The organism is Pseudomonas tensinigenes (genome assembly GCF_014268445.2).
Classification (GTDB): Bacteria; Pseudomonadota; Gammaproteobacteria; order Pseudomonadales; family Pseudomonadaceae; genus Aquipseudomonas; species Aquipseudomonas tensinigenes.
The window spans coordinates 4,347,101-4,363,566 of record NZ_CP077089.1; the positions used below are offsets into that span (position 1 = coordinate 4,347,101).

Genomic DNA, 16,466 nt, shown 5'->3' on the forward strand with positions numbered 1-16,466 from the left:
TGTAACGCGTAATACGCCGGTCAGTTGGCAACGGACCGGCGGATTTTTTCATGTATGATACGCGCCCCATTTCGTTGCCCGACTGTCCGAGAACACCCCATGCAGCTTTCTTCGCTCACTGCGGTTTCCCCTGTTGACGGCCGCTACGCCGGCAAAACCCAGGCCCTGCGCCCGATTTTCAGCGAGTACGGTCTGATCCGTGCCCGTGTTCTGGTTGAAGTACGCTGGCTCCAGCGTCTGGCCGCCCACGCTGGTATCCCTGAAGTGCCAGCCTTCTCCGCCGAGGCCAACGCCGTTCTCAACGAACTGGCTGAAAACTTCTCGCTGGAGCACGCCGAGCGCGTCAAAGAGATCGAGCGCACCACCAACCACGACGTCAAAGCGATTGAATATCTGCTCAAAGAGCAGGCGGCCAAGCTGCCGGAGCTGGCCAAGGTCAGCGAGTTCATCCACTTTGCCTGCACCAGCGAAGACATCAACAACCTGTCCCACGCTCTGATGCTGCGCGAAGGCCGTGACGACGTGATGCTGCCGCTGATGCGCCAGACTGCCAACGCCATCCGCGAACTGGCCATCCGTTTCGCTGACGTGCCAATGCTGTCGCGCACTCACGGCCAACCAGCCTCCCCGACCACCCTGGGTAAAGAGCTGGCGAACGTGGTTTACCGTCTCGAGCGTCAGATCGCTCAAGTCGCTGCCGTTCCACTGCTGGGCAAGATCAACGGCGCCGTCGGCAACTACAACGCACACCTGTCGGCCTACCCGCAGATCGACTGGGAAGCCAATGCCCGCGCCTTCATCGAAGACGAGCTGGGCCTGGGCTTCAACCCGTACACCACGCAGATCGAACCGCACGACTACATCGCCGAGCTGTTCGACGCGATCGCACGCTTTAACACCATCCTGATCGACTTCGACCGTGACATCTGGGGCTACATCTCCCTGGGTTATTTCAAGCAGCGCACCATCGCTGGCGAAATCGGTTCGTCGACCATGCCGCACAAGGTCAACCCGATCGACTTCGAAAACTCCGAAGGCAACCTGGGCATCGCCAACGCGCTGTTCCAGCACCTGGCGAGCAAACTGCCGATCTCCCGCTGGCAGCGCGACCTGACCGACTCCACCGTACTGCGCAACCTCGGTGTCGGCTTCGCCCACAGCGTGATCGCTTACGAAGCCAGCCTCAAAGGCATCAGCAAACTGGAGCTCAACGAGCAGAAGATTGCCGCTGACCTCGACGCTTGCTGGGAAGTATTGGCTGAGCCGATCCAGACCGTGATGCGCCGCTACAACATCGAAAACCCGTACGAGAAGCTGAAAGAACTGACCCGTGGCAAGGGCATCAGCCCTGAAGCGTTGCAGACTTTCATCGATGGCCTGGACATGCCAGCGCAAGCGAAAGCCGAGCTCAAGCAACTGACCCCGGCCAACTACATCGGCAACGCTGTAGCGCAAGCCAAACGCATCTGATCGACCGCTTGACCCGTTTGAGACGCCCGGCCGCGCCGGGCGTTTTTATTCCCGTCTGAAAAGTGCTTTTTTTCAATAGGTTACATATGAATCCCGATATTCCTCTTCAACTTCTGGGCGGCATCACGGCACGCGAGTTCCTGCGTGACTACTGGCAGAAAAAGCCATTGCTGATCCGTCAGGCGATTCCTGACTTCGAAAGCCCGATCGACGCCGACGAACTGGCCGGCCTGGCACTGGAAGAAGAAGTCGAATCGCGCCTGGTGATCGAGCACGGCGAGCGTCCATGGGAACTGCGTCGCGGCCCGTTCGCTGAAGACGAATTCAGCAAATTGCCGGAAAAAGAGTGGACCCTGCTGGTTCAAGCGGTCGACCAATTCGTCCCGGAAGTCAGCGAACTGCTGGAAAACTTCCGCTTCCTGCCGAGCTGGCGCGTCGACGACGTAATGATCAGCTTCGCCGCCCCGGGTGGCAGCGTTGGTCCGCACTTCGACAACTACGACGTGTTCCTGCTGCAAGGCCACGGCAAGCGCAACTGGAAAATCGGTCAGATGTGCGATTCCGAGAGCCCGCTGCTGCAACATGCGGACCTGCGCATCCTCGCTGAATTCCACGAGACCGAAGAGTGGGTGCTGGAACCGGGCGACATGCTCTACCTGCCGCCGCGCTTGGCTCACTGCGGTGTCGCCGTCGACAATTGCATGACCTACTCGGTCGGTTTCCGTGCGCCAAGCGCCTCTGAAGTGCTGACCCACTTCACCGACTTCCTCAGCCAGTTCCTGACTGACGAAGAGCGCTACACCGATGCCGACGCACAGCCAGCAGCCGATCCACACCAGATTCAACACGACGCACTGGATCGCCTGAAAGCCCTGCTCGCCGAACACATGAGCGACGAGCGCCTGCTGCTGACCTGGTTCGGCCAGTACATGACCGAGCCGCGTTATCCAGAACTGGTGGCCGGCCCGGAAGAAATCGAAGAAGAAGACTTCCTCGCTGCCCTGCAGGATGGCGCCATTCTGATCCGCAACCCGAGCGCGCGCCTGGCCTGGTCGGAAGTCGATGACGACCTGCTGCTGTTCGCCAGCGGCCAGAGCCGTTACCTGCCGGGCAAGCTGCGCGAACTGTTGAAGCTGATCTGCGCCGCTGACGCCCTGCACACTGACAACCTCGGTGAGTGGCTGAACGACGAAGACGCTTGCGGCCTGCTGTGCCAGCTGGTCAAGCAAGGGAGCCTGGGGTTCGCCGATGAATAAGATTCGCGTACGTGTCGCAGACTGGCAGAAGGACATCGCCGAGATCCGGCGCATTCGTGAAACGGTGTTCATCGCCGAACAATCGGTGCCACCCGAGCTGGAATGGGACGCGGATGACGCGACCGCCGTGCATTTTCTGGCGTTTGAAGGCGACTTTCCGATTGGCACTGCGCGCTTGTTGCCTGATGGGCACATTGGCCGGGTTTCGGTGCTGAAAGACTGGCGCGGGATGAAGGTCGGTGATGCGCTGATGCAAGCGGTGATCGCCGAAGCTGAAGAGCGTGGTTTGAAGCAGCAGATGCTCAGTGCTCAGGTGCAGGCCACGGCGTTCTATGAGCGCTTGGGTTTCAGCCTGGTCAGTGAGGAATTCCTCGAGGCCGGGATTCCGCATGTCGACATGGTTCGGCATTCGGCCTGAGACCGAGATGCGGCTTTCGTCGGAACGCCGCCCGGAGCAGGCTCGCTCCCACAGGGGATCTCCAGCGGACGCGATATTTGTGTCAGACAGAGATTCAATGTGGGAGCGAGCCTGCTCGCGAAGAGGCCCGCAAGCACACCACAAAACGCCCCGACATCAACCGATGCCGGGGCGTTTTGCTGTCTACGATTCAACTTGCCCCACCCCAGGCCGACAAACTGGCAATATCAAGCCTTTCGAAAGCGGAGATAACGGACATGTCCCTACGCACCCTGCTCACCACCCTGCTGCTCGGTTGCAGTTTTTCGGTGATGGCAGCCACAGAAATCGTGCCCCTCAATTACCGCACCAGCACCGACATGCTGCCGATGGCGCAAGACTTCCTCGGCAAGGACGGTCAGGTCAGCGCCTACGGCAACCAGCTGATCATCAAGGCCGAGCCGGACAAGATTCAGGAACTCAAAGCACTCATCACGCAACTGGACACCGCGCCCAAGCGCTTGCTGATCACTGTCGACACCAACGAAAACAATGGCCGTGGCGACGAAGGTTATTCGGTCAACGGCGCTCAGCCGAATCAGACCCGTATCATCAGCCGCAGCACCACCAGTCGCGAAGGCGGCGTCCAGCAAGTTCAGGCCACCGATGGCATGCCGGCGCTGATTCAGGTTGGCCAGAGCGTGCCGATCACCAATGTTCAGAGCGATTCCTACGGCGGTTACAACAGCCAGACGCAATACCGCAACGTCACCCAGGGTTTCTACGTTACCGCCAGCGTCACCGGCGACATCGTTCATCTGGCGATCAGTACCAACCGTGACCGCATGAGCCAGGAACGTCCCGATGTAGTGAACGTGCAAAGCACCGACACAACGGTCAGCGGACGCCTTGGTGAGTGGATCACCCTCGCCGGCGTCAATCGCCAGACTCAGGCCGACAAACAGGGCCTGACCCGCAGCTACTCGACTCAAGGTCGGGATGACATGACCTTGCGGGTGAAAGTCGACGCCCTGGACTAAAGCACCGAAAACTGACTGATTAGTCGTATTAGACGAAAGATGTAGTGCTTGAAAAAAAGCACTACAAAACGTTTGACGGGGTAAAAAAGCGAAGGCATGATGGCCTCGCTCCCGCTAATCAGAGGCCCTGGCAAGGGCCTTCGAAGCGATGTTCGCACCTACCCCGCGAACCGCTTCGTGTCTGTACCGCCCACAAGGTGTGTTTGACGAGGTTGCCGACTGGAACGAAGTTGTCCCGAGGGACGGAAGCGTATTTAGGTAACCCGGCTTCACACTGTAGACCGTATAAAGGCCCACGACGCCCGAATGCGCCCACAGTCCGCCACTACCTGCTCACTTCCCCTCGAGCCCATCGTTCATCCCGTCGCCTACCCCGCCGAATCCGACTTGACCACCTAAGCTTCTGGTCAGCGAGCGCAGGAATTTTCCACCGCAGAACAACTTTTCATAAAAGACGCGACGAGGTTTATCTCCATGGCACTGACACGCGAACAGCAAATTGCAGCCCTCGAAAAAGACTGGGCTGAAAACCCGCGCTGGAAAGGCGTGACACGCACTTACTCCGCTGCTGACGTCGTCCGTCTGCGTGGCTCGGTTCAACCTGAGCACACCTTTGCAAAAATGGGCGCCGACAAGCTGTGGAACCTGGTCACCCAGGGTGCCAAGCCGTCCTTCCGTCCTGAGAAAGATTTCGTCAACTGCATGGGCGCCCTGACCGGTGGCCAGGCTGTTCAGCAGGTTAAAGCCGGTATCCAGGCGATCTACCTGTCGGGCTGGCAAGTGGCTGCGGACAACAACTCCGCTGAATCCATGTACCCGGACCAGTCGCTGTACCCGGTGGACTCGGTGCCTACCGTGGTCAAGCGCATCAACAACTCGTTCCGTCGTGCTGACCAGATCCAGTGGAAAGCCGGCAAGAACCCGGGCGACGATGGCTACATCGACTACTTCGCACCGATCGTGGCTGACGCTGAAGCCGGTTTCGGCGGCGTTCTGAACGCTTACGAACTGATGAAGAGCATGATCGAAGCAGGCGCCGCCGGCGTTCACTTCGAAGACCAACTGGCTTCCGTGAAAAAATGCGGTCACATGGGCGGTAAAGTACTGGTTCCTACTCAGGAAGCCGTACAGAAGCTGACCGCTGCGCGTCTGGCGGCTGACGTTGCCGGTACTCCGACCATCATTCTGGCCCGTACCGACGCCAACGCTGCTGACCTGCTGACCTCCGATTGCGACCCGTACGATCAGCCGTTCGTGACTGGCGAGCGCACTCAGGAAGGTTTCTACAAGGTCCGTGCTGGTCTGGATCAAGCCATCGCCCGTGGTCTGGCTTACGCGCCGTACGCCGACCTGATCTGGTGCGAAACCGCCAAGCCGGATCTGGACGAAGCTCGCCGCTTCGCCGAAGCGATCAAAAAGGAATACCCGGACCAACTGCTGTCGTACAACTGCTCGCCTTCCTTCAACTGGAAGAAAAACCTCGACGACGCGACCATCGCCAAGTTCCAGCGCGAACTGTCCGCCATGGGTTACAAGCACCAGTTCATCACCCTGGCCGGCATTCACAACATGTGGCACAGCATGTTCAACCTGGCGCACGACTACGCCCGCAATGACATGACTGCCTACGTGAAGCTGCAGGAGCAGGAATTCGCCGACGCGGCCAAGGGTTACACCTTCGTGGCTCACCAGCAGGAAGTGGGCACCGGCTACTTCGACGACATGACCACTGTGATTCAAGGTGGCTCGTCCTCGGTAACCGCATTGACCGGTTCGACCGAAGAAGAACAGTTCCACTGATTCGGCTTCGCTGAGCAAACGGCCTCTGCGGATCGTACAGAAAGCTAACCGCAGAGCCGCAAGACTGACGCCCCGACTGGTTCGGGGCGTTTTTTTTGCCCCCGGAAAACACACCCTCCCCTGTAGGAGCTGCCGAAGGCTGCGATCTTTTGATTTTGCTTTTAAAAGACAAGATCAAAAGATCGCAGCCTTCGGCAGCTCCTACAGGGGGCATGTGTTGGGTTCAAGACCTCCCAAGCGCCACGAAACCTTGTGGGAGCGAGCCTGCTCGCGAATGCGTTGTGCCAGCTTGCACATGCGGTGACTGACCCACCGCATTCGCGAGCAGGCTCGCTCCCACAGGTTTTCTCTTCAGCCTGGGAGACAAAACATTGACCCAGCGCGGTACATCCGTCAGAAAAATCCGCTAAAACGGGCGCCGTCGCTACTTGCAGTAACGTGCAAGTAAGACAACTTCCCAACTGACATCCCGTTAAACAGTTACAAAACCACTCCAAACGATATCAATTATCATTTAGCCGCAACTATGTTCGTTACATTCCCTACAAAACATTATTTGCATAAACCCGCCTAATGCCCGCAACGCATGGGCTGCAGGGCATTGGAGATGCGCTATGTCCTTATTCCAATAAATAATTTCGCTATAGGAATTTTACTTGCAGGGTGTTTAGCCATAAAATCAGCGCGATTGATTGCTGCGACATATCGTCACTGCCTATTTCTTTATCAAGCTCAGAGACCTTTGCTCTCTGTTAAGGATTACCAGCATGCCCGAAGCGACAGGACTCATGGCCCACAACTGGGGCTTTGCCATTTTCCTTCTGGGTGTCGTCGGCCTGTGTGCCTTCATGCTTGGCGTCTCCAGCCTCCTTGGGTCAAAAGCCTGGGGCCGCAGCAAAAACGAACCGTTCGAGTCGGGCATGCTACCTACCGGTGGCGCCCGCTTGCGGCTCTCAGCCAAATTCTATCTGGTCGCGATGCTCTTCGTGATCTTCGATATCGAAGCCCTCTTTCTCTTTGCATGGTCTGTGTCCGTCCGCGAAAGCGGCTGGACCGGATTCGTCGAAGCTCTCGTTTTCATAGCAATTCTGTTGGCAGGTCTTGTCTACCTGTTCCGAGTGGGCGCCCTTGACTGGGCTCCGGAAGCTCGTCGCAAGCGGCAGGCGAAGCTGAAACAATGAGGCTTTGGCAATGCAATACAATCTCACCAGGATCGACCCCGATGCTCCTAACGAGCAATATCCGATTGGCGAACGGGAAACCGTTTCCGATCCGTTAGAAGATCAAGTCCACAAAAACATTTTCATGGGCAAGCTGGAAGACGTGCTGAGTGGCGCGGTCAACTGGGGACGTAAGAACTCCCTGTGGCCGTACAACTTCGGCCTGTCGTGCTGCTACGTGGAAATGACCACCGCCTTCACGGCGCCCCACGACATCGCGCGCTTTGGCGCCGAAGTGATCCGGGCATCGCCGCGTCAGGCCGACTTCATGGTTATCGCCGGGACCTGCTTCATCAAGATGGCGCCGATCATCCAGCGTCTCTACGAGCAGATGCTCGAGCCGAAGTGGGTTATCTCCATGGGTTCGTGCGCTAACTCCGGCGGCATGTACGACATCTACTCTGTGGTTCAAGGGGTGGACAAGTTCCTGCCCGTGGACGTCTACGTACCTGGCTGCCCGCCCCGTCCGGAAGCATTTCTGCAAGGCTTGATGCTGTTGCAGGAATCGATTGGACAGGAGCGTCGTCCGCTTTCCTGGGTCGTTGGTGATCAAGGCGTTTATCGCGCCGACATGCCTTCGCAGAAGGAACAGCGCCGCGAACAGCGAATCGCAGTCACCAATCTGCGCAGCCCTGACGAAGTCTGATCCAGATCTGTTCTTACAAAAGAAACGAGAAGCTGGCTTCATTCTTTACGTTGACCGAAAGCGAAAAAATAACCATGACTACAGGCAGTGCTCTGTACATCCCGCCTTATAAGGCAGACGACCAGGATGTGGTCGTTGAATTGAACAACCGTTTTGGCGCCGAAGCGTTCACCGCTCAGTCGACCCGCACCGGCATGCCGGTGCTGTGGGTCGCGCGCGCCAGGCTCGTTGAAGTCCTGACTTTCCTGCGTAACCTGCCCAAGCCGTACGTCATGCTCTATGACCTGCACGGCGTGGACGAGCGTCTGCGCACCAAGCGTCAAGGGCTGCCGAGCGACGCCGAGTTCACCGTGTTCTATCACCTCATGTCGCTGGAGCGTAATAGTGACGTGATGATCAAGGTCGCCTTGTCCGAGAGCGACCTCAGCTTGCCGACCGTCACCAGCATCTGGCCGAACGCCAACTGGTACGAGCGCGAAGTCTGGGACATGTTCGGCATCGACTTCAAAGGCCACCCGCACCTGTCGCGCATCATGATGCCGCCGACCTGGGAAGGTCACCCGCTGCGCAAGGACTTCCCGGCGCGCGCCACCGAATTCGATCCGTACAGCCTCAACCTCGCCAAGCAACAGCTTGAGGAAGAAGCCGCGCGCTTCCGTCCTGAAGACTGGGGCATGAAGCGCTCCGGCCCGAACGAGGACTACATGTTCCTCAACCTCGGCCCGAACCACCCTTCCGCGCACGGTGCGTTCCGCATCATTCTGCAACTGGACGGTGAAGAGATCGTCGACTGCGTGCCGGACATCGGTTACCACCACCGTGGTGCCGAGAAGATGGCCGAGCGTCAGTCCTGGCACAGCTTCATCCCGTACACCGACCGTATCGATTACCTCGGCGGCGTGATGAACAACCTGCCGTACGTGCTCTCGGTCGAGAAGCTGGCCGGCATCAAGGTGCCTGAGAAGGTCGACGTCATCCGCATCATGATGGCCGAGTTCTTCCGGATCACCAGCCACCTGCTGTTCCTCGGGACTTACATCCAGGACGTTGGTGCGATGACCCCGGTGTTCTTCACCTTCACCGACCGCCAGAAGGCGTACACGGTGATCGAAGCCATTACCGGTTTCCGTCTGCACCCGGCCTGGTACCGCATCGGTGGCGTCGCCCACGACCTGCCACGCGGCTGGGAAAAACTGGTGAAGGACTTCGTTGAATGGCTGCCAAAACGCCTCGACGAATACACCAAGGCTGCCCTGCAGAACAGCATCCTCAAGGGCCGTACCATCGGCGTCGCCCAGTACAACACCAAAGAAGCCCTGGAATGGGGTGTCACCGGTGCTGGCCTGCGTTCGACCGGTTGCGATTTCGACCTGCGTAAAGCGCGTCCGTACTCCGGCTACGAGAACTTCGAGTTCGAAGTACCGCTGGCTGCCAACGGCGATGCCTACGACCGCTGCATGGTTCGCGTCGAAGAAATGCGCCAGAGCATCAAGATCATCGACCAGTGCATGCGCAACATGCCGGAAGGCCCGTACAAGGCGGATCACCCGCTGACCACGCCGCCGCCGAAAGAACGCACGCTGCAGCACATCGAAACCTTGATCACGCACTTCCTGCAAGTTTCGTGGGGCCCGGTGATGCCGGCCAACGAATCCTTCCAGATGATCGAAGCGACCAAGGGCATCAACAGTTATTACCTGACGAGCGACGGCGGCACCATGAGCTACCGTACCCGGATCCGCACTCCAAGCTTCCCGCATCTGCAACAGATCCCTTCGGTGATCAAAGGCAGCATGGTCGCGGACATGATTGCGTACCTGGGTAGTATCGATTTCGTTATGGCCGACGTGGACCGCTAAGCATGAACAGCACGCTTATCCAGACAGACCGTTTCACCCTCAGTGAAACCGAGCGCTCGGCCATCGAGCACGAGCTGCATCACTACGAAGACCCGCGCGCGGCGTCGATCGAAGCCCTGAAGATCGTTCAGAAGGAGCGCGGCTGGGTGCCGGATGGCGCCTTGTACGCGATCGGCGAGATCCTCGGCATCCCGGCCAGCGACGTTGAAGGTGTGGCGACGTTCTATAGCCAGATTTTCCGTCAGCCGGTTGGCCGCCACATCATTCGCGTCTGCGACAGCATGGTCTGCTACATCGGCGGCCACGAGTCGGTGGTCAGCGAAATCCAGAACAATCTGGGCATCGGCCTGGGTCAGACCACCACCGACGGTCGTTTCACCCTGCTGCCTGTCTGCTGCCTCGGCAACTGCGACAAGGCACCGGCGCTGATGATCGACGACGACACCTTTGGTGATGTGCAGCCTGCTGGCGTCGCCAAACTGCTCGAGGGCTACGTATGACCCTGACATCTTTCGGCCCGGCCAACCGCATTCAGCGTTCGGCCGAGACTCACCCGCTGACCTGGCGTCTGCGTGACGACGGCGAAGCCGTTTGGCTCGACGAGTACCAGGCCAAGAACGGTTACGCCGCTGCGCGCAAAGCCTTCGCCGACATGGATCAGGACGCCATCGTCCAGACCGTGAAAGACGCAGGTTTGAAAGGTCGCGGCGGTGCAGGCTTTCCCACTGGCGTGAAGTGGGGCCTGATGCCCAAAGACGAATCCATCAACATCCGCTACCTGCTGTGCAATGCGGATGAAATGGAGCCGAATACCTGGAAAGACCGCATGCTGATGGAGCAACTGCCCCATCTGCTGATCGAAGGCATGCTGATCAGTGCTCGCGCGCTGAAAACCTACCGTGGCTACATCTTCCTGCGTGGCGAATACACCACCGCCGCCAAGCACCTCAACCGTGCCGTGGAAGAAGCCAAGGCTGCTGGCCTGCTGGGCAAGAACATTCTCGGCAGCGGCTTCGATTTCGAGCTGTTCGTCCACACCGGCGCCGGGCGTTACATCTGCGGTGAAGAAACCGCACTGATCAACTCCCTCGAAGGCCGCCGCGCCAACCCGCGCTCCAAGCCGCCCTTCCCTGCCGCTGTTGGCGTGTGGGGCAAGCCGACCTGCGTGAACAACGTCGAAACCCTGTGCAACGTGCCGGCGATCATTGCCGACGGCGTGGACTGGTACAAATCGTTGGCTCGCGAAGGCAGCGAAGACATGGGCACCAAGCTCATGGGCTTCTCCGGCAAAGTCAAAAACCCCGGCCTGTGGGAGCTGCCGTTCGGCGTCACCGGTCGCGAGTTGTTCGAAGACTACGCCGGCGGTATGCGCGACGGCTTCAAGCTCAAGGCCTGGCAGCCAGGCGGCGCCGGTACCGGTTTCCTTCTGCCAGAACACCTCGACGCGCAAATGTATGCCGGCGGCATCGCCAAAGTGGGCACCCGTATGGGTACCGGCCTGGCCATGGCGGTGGACGACAGCGTCAACATGGTCTCCTTGCTGCGCAACATGGAGCAGTTCTTTGCCCGTGAGTCGTGCGGTTTCTGCACCCCGTGCCGTGATGGTTTGCCATGGAGCGTCAAGCTGCTGATGGCCATCGAACAAGGCCGCGGTCAGCCAGGCGACATCGAGACCCTGCTGGGTCTGGTCAACTTCCTCGGCCCGGGCAAGACCTTCTGTGCTCACGCACCGGGTGCCGTGGAACCGTTGGGCAGTGCCATCAAATACTTCCGTCCAGAGTTCGAAGCCGGTATCGCGCCAGTCAGCGCCGCCGTCCCGCCTCTGGCAAGGCCGATCGTAATCGGCGCGTAAACGCTTAAAAAGGTGAAGGGTCCGTGCCCTTCGCCTTTCGTCCGATGACGCCTTTCGGGGCTGACTGGATTCGGACGGATAACAAGATTCCATTAGCCACGCCCGCTGACACCGGGCCAACGAAGACCTTTGAACCATGGCCACTATCCACGTAGACGGCAAAGCGCTCGAAGTCGACGGGGCAGACAACCTGTTACAGGCATGTCTGTCGCTGGGCCTCGACATTCCATATTTCTGCTGGCACCCCGCGCTTGGTAGCGTCGGGGCTTGCCGCCAGTGCGCGGTCAAGCAGTACACCGACGAGAACGACACCCGTGGTCGCATCGTCATGTCCTGCATGACCCCTGCCACCGACAACACCTGGATCTCCATCGAAGATGAAGAATCCAAGGCGTTCCGCGCCAGTGTTGTCGAATGGCTGATGACCAACCACCCGCACGACTGCCCTGTGTGCGAAGAAGGCGGTCATTGCCACCTGCAAGACATGACCGTGATGACCGGCCACAACGAGCGCCGTTATCGCTTCACCAAACGCACCCACCAGAACCAGCAACTGGGCCCGTTCATTTCCCACGAAATGAACCGCTGCATCGCTTGCTACCGCTGCGTGCGTTTCTACAAGGATTACGCTGGCGGCACCGACCTCGGTGTGTTCGGCGCCCACGACAACGTGTACTTCGGTCGCGTTGAAGACGGCACCCTCGAAAGCGAGTTCTCCGGCAACCTCACCGAGGTCTGCCCGACCGGTGTGTTCACCGACAAGACTCACTCCGAGCGCTACAACCGTAAGTGGGACATGCAGTTCGCGCCGAGCATCTGCCATGGCTGCTCGAGCGGTTGCAACATCTCCCCGGGCGAGCGTTACGGTGAACTGCGTCGCATCGAAAACCGTTTCAACGGTTCGGTGAACCAGTACTTCCTGTGCGACCGTGGCCGTTTCGGTTATGGCTACGTCAACCGCACCGACCGTCCACGTCAGCCGCTGCTGGCCGACGGCACCAAGCTCGGTCTGGATGCCGCACTGGATAAAGCCGCTGACCTGCTGCGCGGTCGCAACATCGTCGGTGTCGGTTCGCCGCGCGCCAGCCTTGAAAGCAACTACGCGTTGCGCGAACTGGTCGGCGCCGAGCACTTCTACTCGGGTATCGAAGCCTCCGAACTGGAGCGCATCCGTCTGGTCCTGCAAGTGCTGAAAGACAGCCCGCTGCCAGTGCCGAACATGCGCGACATCGAAGACCACGACGCCATTTTCGTGCTCGGTGAAGACCTGACCCAGACCGCCGCCCGTGTAGCGCTGTCGCTGCGTCAATCGGTCAAGGGCAAAGCCGAAGACATGGCCGAAGCCATGCGCGTTCAGCCTTGGCTCGACGCCGCCGTGAAGAACATCGGTCAGCACGCGCTGAACCCGCTGTTCATCGCCAGCCTGGCGGAAACCAAGCTCGACGACATCGCTGAAGAATGCGTACACGCCGCTCCAGACGATCTGGCGCGCATCGGTTTCGCCGTTGCTCACGCTCTGGACGCCAGTTCCCCGGCCGTTGAGGGTCTGGACGCCGAAGCACTGGAACTGGCCAAGCGCATTGCCGACGCCCTGCTCGCGGCCAAACGTCCGCTGATCATCGCCGGTACTTCGTTGGGTTCCAAAGCCCTGATCGAAGCCGCCGCGAACATCGCCAAGGCGCTGAAGCTGCGCGAGAAAAACGGTTCGATCAGCCTGATCGTGCCGGAAGCCAACAGCCTTGGCCTGGCCATGCTCGGTGGCGAATCGGTCGACGCTGCGCTGCAAGCCGTCATCGACGGTAAGGCTGACGCGATCGTTGTGCTGGAAAACGATCTGTACACCCGCACCGCCAAAGACAAGGTCGATGCCGCGCTGAACGCTGCGCAAGTAGTGATCGTTGCTGACCATCAGAAGACGGCTACCAGCGACCGCGCGCATCTGGTTCTGCCAGCCGCAAGCTTCGCTGAAGGCGACGGTACCCTGGTCAGCCAGGAAGGCCGCGCCCAGCGCTTCTTCCAGGTTTTCGACCCGCAATACATGGACGCGAGCATTCTGGTTCACGAAGGCTGGCGCTGGCTGCACGCCCTGCGCGCGACCCTGCTGAACCAGCCGATCGACTGGACGCAACTCGACCACGTCACCGCTGCCGTTGCTTCGAGCACCGAGCAACTGGCGCGTATCGTCGACGCTGCACCGTCCGCCGCGTTCCGCATCAAGGGTCTGAAACTGGCGCGTGAGCCGCTGCGTTATTCCGGTCGCACCGCAATGCGCGCCGACATCAGCGTTCACGAACCACGCACCCCGCAAGACAAAGACACCGCGTTCGCCTTCTCCATGGAAGGTTACTCGGGCTCTGCCGAACCGCGTCAGCAAGTACCATTTGCATGGTCGCCGGGCTGGAACTCGCCACAAGCGTGGAACAAGTTCCAGGACGAAGTCGGTGGTCACATCCGTGCCGGCGACCCGGGCACCCGCCTGATCGAAAGCACCGGTGATTCGCTGAACTGGTTCGCTGCTGCACCGCGCGCATTCAATCCGGCGCCGGGCACTTGGCAAGCCGTGCCGTTCTTCCACCTGTTCGGCAGCGAAGAGAACTCTTCGAAAGCCGCGCCGGTTCAAGAGCGAATTCCGGCTCCATACGTGGCACTGGCCAAGTCCGAAGCGGATCGTCTCGGCGTCAACGACGGTGCCCTGCTGAGCCTGAACGTGGCCGGTCAGACCCTGCGTCTGCCGCTGCGTATCAATGAAGAACTGGGCGCCGGTCTGGTGGCATTGCCTGCGGGCATCGCCGGCATTCCACCGGCATTCGCCGGCGTATCCGTCGACGGTCTGCAGGAGGCAGCGCAATGACCTGGTTCACCCCTGAAGTGATCGATGTGATCCTCTCGGTCGTCAAAGCCATAGTGATTCTGCTGGCCGTAGTGGTCGCGGGCGCGTTGCTCAGCTTTGTCGAACGTCGCCTGCTGGGCTGGTGGCAGGACCGTTACGGTCCGAACCGCGTTGGCCCGTTCGGTATGTTCCAGATCGCCGCCGACATGCTGAAGATGTTCTTCAAGGAAGACTGGACCCCGCCGTTTGCCGACAAAGTGATCTTCACTTTGGCACCGGTGGTGGCGATGTCGGCCCTGTTGATCGCCTTCGCGATTATCCCGATCACCCCGACCTGGGGCGTCGCGGATCTGAACATCGGCTTGCTGTTCTTCTTCGCCATGGCCGGTCTGTCGGTCTACGCGGTGTTGTTCGCCGGCTGGTCGAGTAACAACAAGTTCGCCCTGCTCGGCAGCTTGCGTGCGTCGGCGCAGACCGTGTCCTACGAAGTGTTCATGGGCCTGGCCCTGATGGGCATCGTGGTCCAGGTCGGCTCGTTCAACATGCGCGACATCGTCGAGTACCAGGCGCAGAACCTGTGGTTCATCATTCCGCAGTTCTTCGGCTTCTGTACCTTCTTCATCGCTGGCGTCGCCGTGACTCACCGTCACCCGTTCGACCAGCCGGAAGCAGAACAGGAACTGGCCGACGGTTACCACATTGAATACGCCGGTATGAAATGGGGCATGTTCTTCGTCGGTGAATACATCGGCATCATCCTGATCTCGGCGCTGCTGGTCACCCTGTTCTTCGGTGGCTGGCACGGTCCGTTCGGCATCTTGCCGCAACTGGCGTTCGTCTGGTTCGCACTGAAGACCGCGTTCTTCATCATGCTGTTCATCCTGCTGCGCGCTTCCATTCCGCGTCCGCGTTATGACCAAGTGATGGATTTCAGCTGGAAATTCTGCCTGCCACTGACCCTGATCAATTTGCTGGTGACCGCTGCGGTCGTGTTGTGGAACACGCCTGCAGTCGCGGTTCAGTGAGGATTTGACCCATGTTCAAATATATTGGCGACATCGTTAAGGGTACTGGTACCCAGTTGCGCAGCCTGGTCATGGTCTTCGGCCATGGCTTTCGCAAGCGCGACACCCTGCAATACCCGGAAGAAGCGGTCTACCTGCCACCACGCTACCGTGGTCGCATCGTCCTGACCCGTGACCCCGATGGCGAAGAGCGTTGCGTTGCCTGCAACCTGTGCGCCGTGGCTTGCCCGGTGGGTTGCATCTCGCTGCAGAAAGCTGAAACCGAAGACGGTCGCTGGTACCCGGACTTCTTCCGTATCAACTTCTCGCGCTGCATTTTCTGCGGTCTCTGCGAGGAAGCCTGTCCGACCACCGCAATCCAGTTGACTCCGGATTTCGAGATGGCCGAGTTCAAACGTCAGGACCTGGTGTACGAGAAAGAAGATCTGTTGATCTCCGGCCCCGGCAAAAACCCTGATTACAACTTCTATCGTGTTGCAGGTATGGCAATCGCTGGCAAGCCGAAAGGCTCCGCGCAGAACGAAGCCGAACCGATCAACGTGAAGAGCTTGCTGCCTTAAGGAAGAACGATGGAATTCGCTTTCTATTTCGCATCGGGTATCGCTGTTGTGTCCACGCTTCGCGTAGTCACCAACACCAACCCTGTGCATGCCCTGCTCTACCTGATCATCTCGTTGATCGCCGTGGCCATGACCTTCTTCGCACTCGGCGCACCGTTCGCCGGCGTGCTGGAAGTGATCGCTTACGCTGGCGCCATCATGGTGCTGTTCGTGTTCGTGGTGATGATGCTCAACCTCGGCCCGGCCTCGGTTCAGCAAGAACGCGTCTGGCTCAAGCCCGGCATCTGGGCGGGGCCGGTGATTCTCGCCGCGCTGCTGCTGGCCGAACTGCTGTATGTGCTGTTCGCTCACCAGAGCGGCCAGGCCATCGGCCACACCACCGTAGACGCGAAAGCCGTGGGCATCAGCCTGTTCGGTCCGTACCTGCTGGTGGTCGAACTCGCCTCGATGCTGCTGCTCGCTGCAGCCGTCACGGCGTTCCATTTGGGCCGTAACGAGGCGAAGGAGTAAG

Annotated in this window: 14 protein-coding genes; all 14 read left to right on the top strand. The window is 59.5% G+C overall.

Annotated elements, in window-relative coordinates; all coding sequences use genetic code 11:
- Positions 1–99: 99 nt before the first annotated feature.
- The 14 genes from purB (at position 100) to nuoJ (ending at position 16,465) form a co-directional block, all read left to right on the top strand.
- Entirely contained in the window at positions 100–1,470 is a 1,371-nt protein-coding gene (purB, locus tag HU718_RS19215; protein WP_016987412.1) for an adenylosuccinate lyase, read from the top strand.
- Positions 1,471–1,556: 86 nt separating this feature from the next.
- Entirely contained in the window at positions 1,557–2,726 is a 1,170-nt protein-coding gene (locus HU718_RS19220; protein ID WP_102899355.1) for a ribosomal protein uL16 3-hydroxylase, read from the top strand.
- Complete coding sequence (locus HU718_RS19225; protein ID WP_034155132.1) at positions 2,719–3,144, top strand: GNAT family N-acetyltransferase; 426 nt, start codon at positions 2,719–2,721, stop codon at positions 3,142–3,144. Before HU718_RS19220 ends, HU718_RS19225 begins: the two co-directional genes overlap by 8 nt.
- 257 nt (positions 3,145–3,401) lie before the next feature.
- Positions 3,402–4,163 (top strand): secretin N-terminal domain-containing protein, encoded by a 762-nt coding sequence (locus tag HU718_RS19230; protein ID WP_122606182.1) that lies wholly within the window; start codon positions 3,402–3,404, stop codon positions 4,161–4,163.
- Positions 4,164–4,637: 474 nt separating this feature from the next.
- A complete protein-coding gene (aceA, locus tag HU718_RS19235; RefSeq protein WP_007920195.1) occupies positions 4,638–5,963 on the top strand; it encodes an isocitrate lyase in 1,326 nt (441 codons plus the stop codon).
- A gap of 767 nt (positions 5,964–6,730) precedes the next feature.
- A complete protein-coding gene (locus HU718_RS19240; protein ID WP_003223812.1) occupies positions 6,731–7,144 on the top strand; it encodes an NADH-quinone oxidoreductase subunit A in 414 nt (137 codons plus the stop codon).
- 10 nt (positions 7,145–7,154) lie between these two features.
- On the top strand, positions 7,155–7,829 hold the full coding sequence (locus HU718_RS19245; protein WP_003223809.1) for a NuoB/complex I 20 kDa subunit family protein: 675 nt from the start codon (positions 7,155–7,157) through the stop codon (positions 7,827–7,829).
- 74 nt (positions 7,830–7,903) lie between these two features.
- Positions 7,904–9,688: an NADH-quinone oxidoreductase subunit C/D gene (gene nuoC / locus HU718_RS19250; protein WP_007920189.1), complete on the top strand. Its 1,785-nt coding sequence runs from the start codon at positions 7,904–7,906 to the stop codon at positions 9,686–9,688.
- A 2-nt stretch (positions 9,689–9,690) separates the two neighbouring features.
- Positions 9,691–10,188 (top strand): NADH-quinone oxidoreductase subunit NuoE, encoded by a 498-nt coding sequence (gene nuoE / locus HU718_RS19255; RefSeq protein ID WP_007920186.1) that lies wholly within the window; start codon positions 9,691–9,693, stop codon positions 10,186–10,188.
- A complete protein-coding gene (gene nuoF, locus HU718_RS19260) occupies positions 10,185–11,540 on the top strand; it encodes an NADH-quinone oxidoreductase subunit NuoF (protein WP_007920184.1) in 1,356 nt (451 codons plus the stop codon). Before nuoE ends, nuoF begins: the two co-directional genes overlap by 4 nt.
- Positions 11,541–11,676: 136 nt before the next feature.
- Positions 11,677–14,391: an NADH-quinone oxidoreductase subunit NuoG gene (gene nuoG, locus HU718_RS19265; RefSeq protein ID WP_186616510.1), complete on the top strand. Its 2,715-nt coding sequence runs from the start codon at positions 11,677–11,679 to the stop codon at positions 14,389–14,391.
- A complete protein-coding gene (gene nuoH / locus HU718_RS19270) occupies positions 14,388–15,395 on the top strand; it encodes an NADH-quinone oxidoreductase subunit NuoH (protein ID WP_007920179.1) in 1,008 nt (335 codons plus the stop codon). The genes nuoG and nuoH overlap by 4 nt, the downstream gene beginning before the upstream one ends.
- Positions 15,396–15,406: 11 nt before the next feature.
- Positions 15,407–15,955 (top strand): NADH-quinone oxidoreductase subunit NuoI, encoded by a 549-nt coding sequence (nuoI, locus tag HU718_RS19275; RefSeq protein WP_007920177.1) that lies wholly within the window; start codon positions 15,407–15,409, stop codon positions 15,953–15,955.
- Between the two features lie 9 nt (positions 15,956–15,964).
- Positions 15,965–16,465: an NADH-quinone oxidoreductase subunit J gene (gene nuoJ, locus HU718_RS19280; protein ID WP_007920176.1), complete on the top strand. Its 501-nt coding sequence runs from the start codon at positions 15,965–15,967 to the stop codon at positions 16,463–16,465.
- Position 16,466 lies beyond the last annotated feature (1 nt).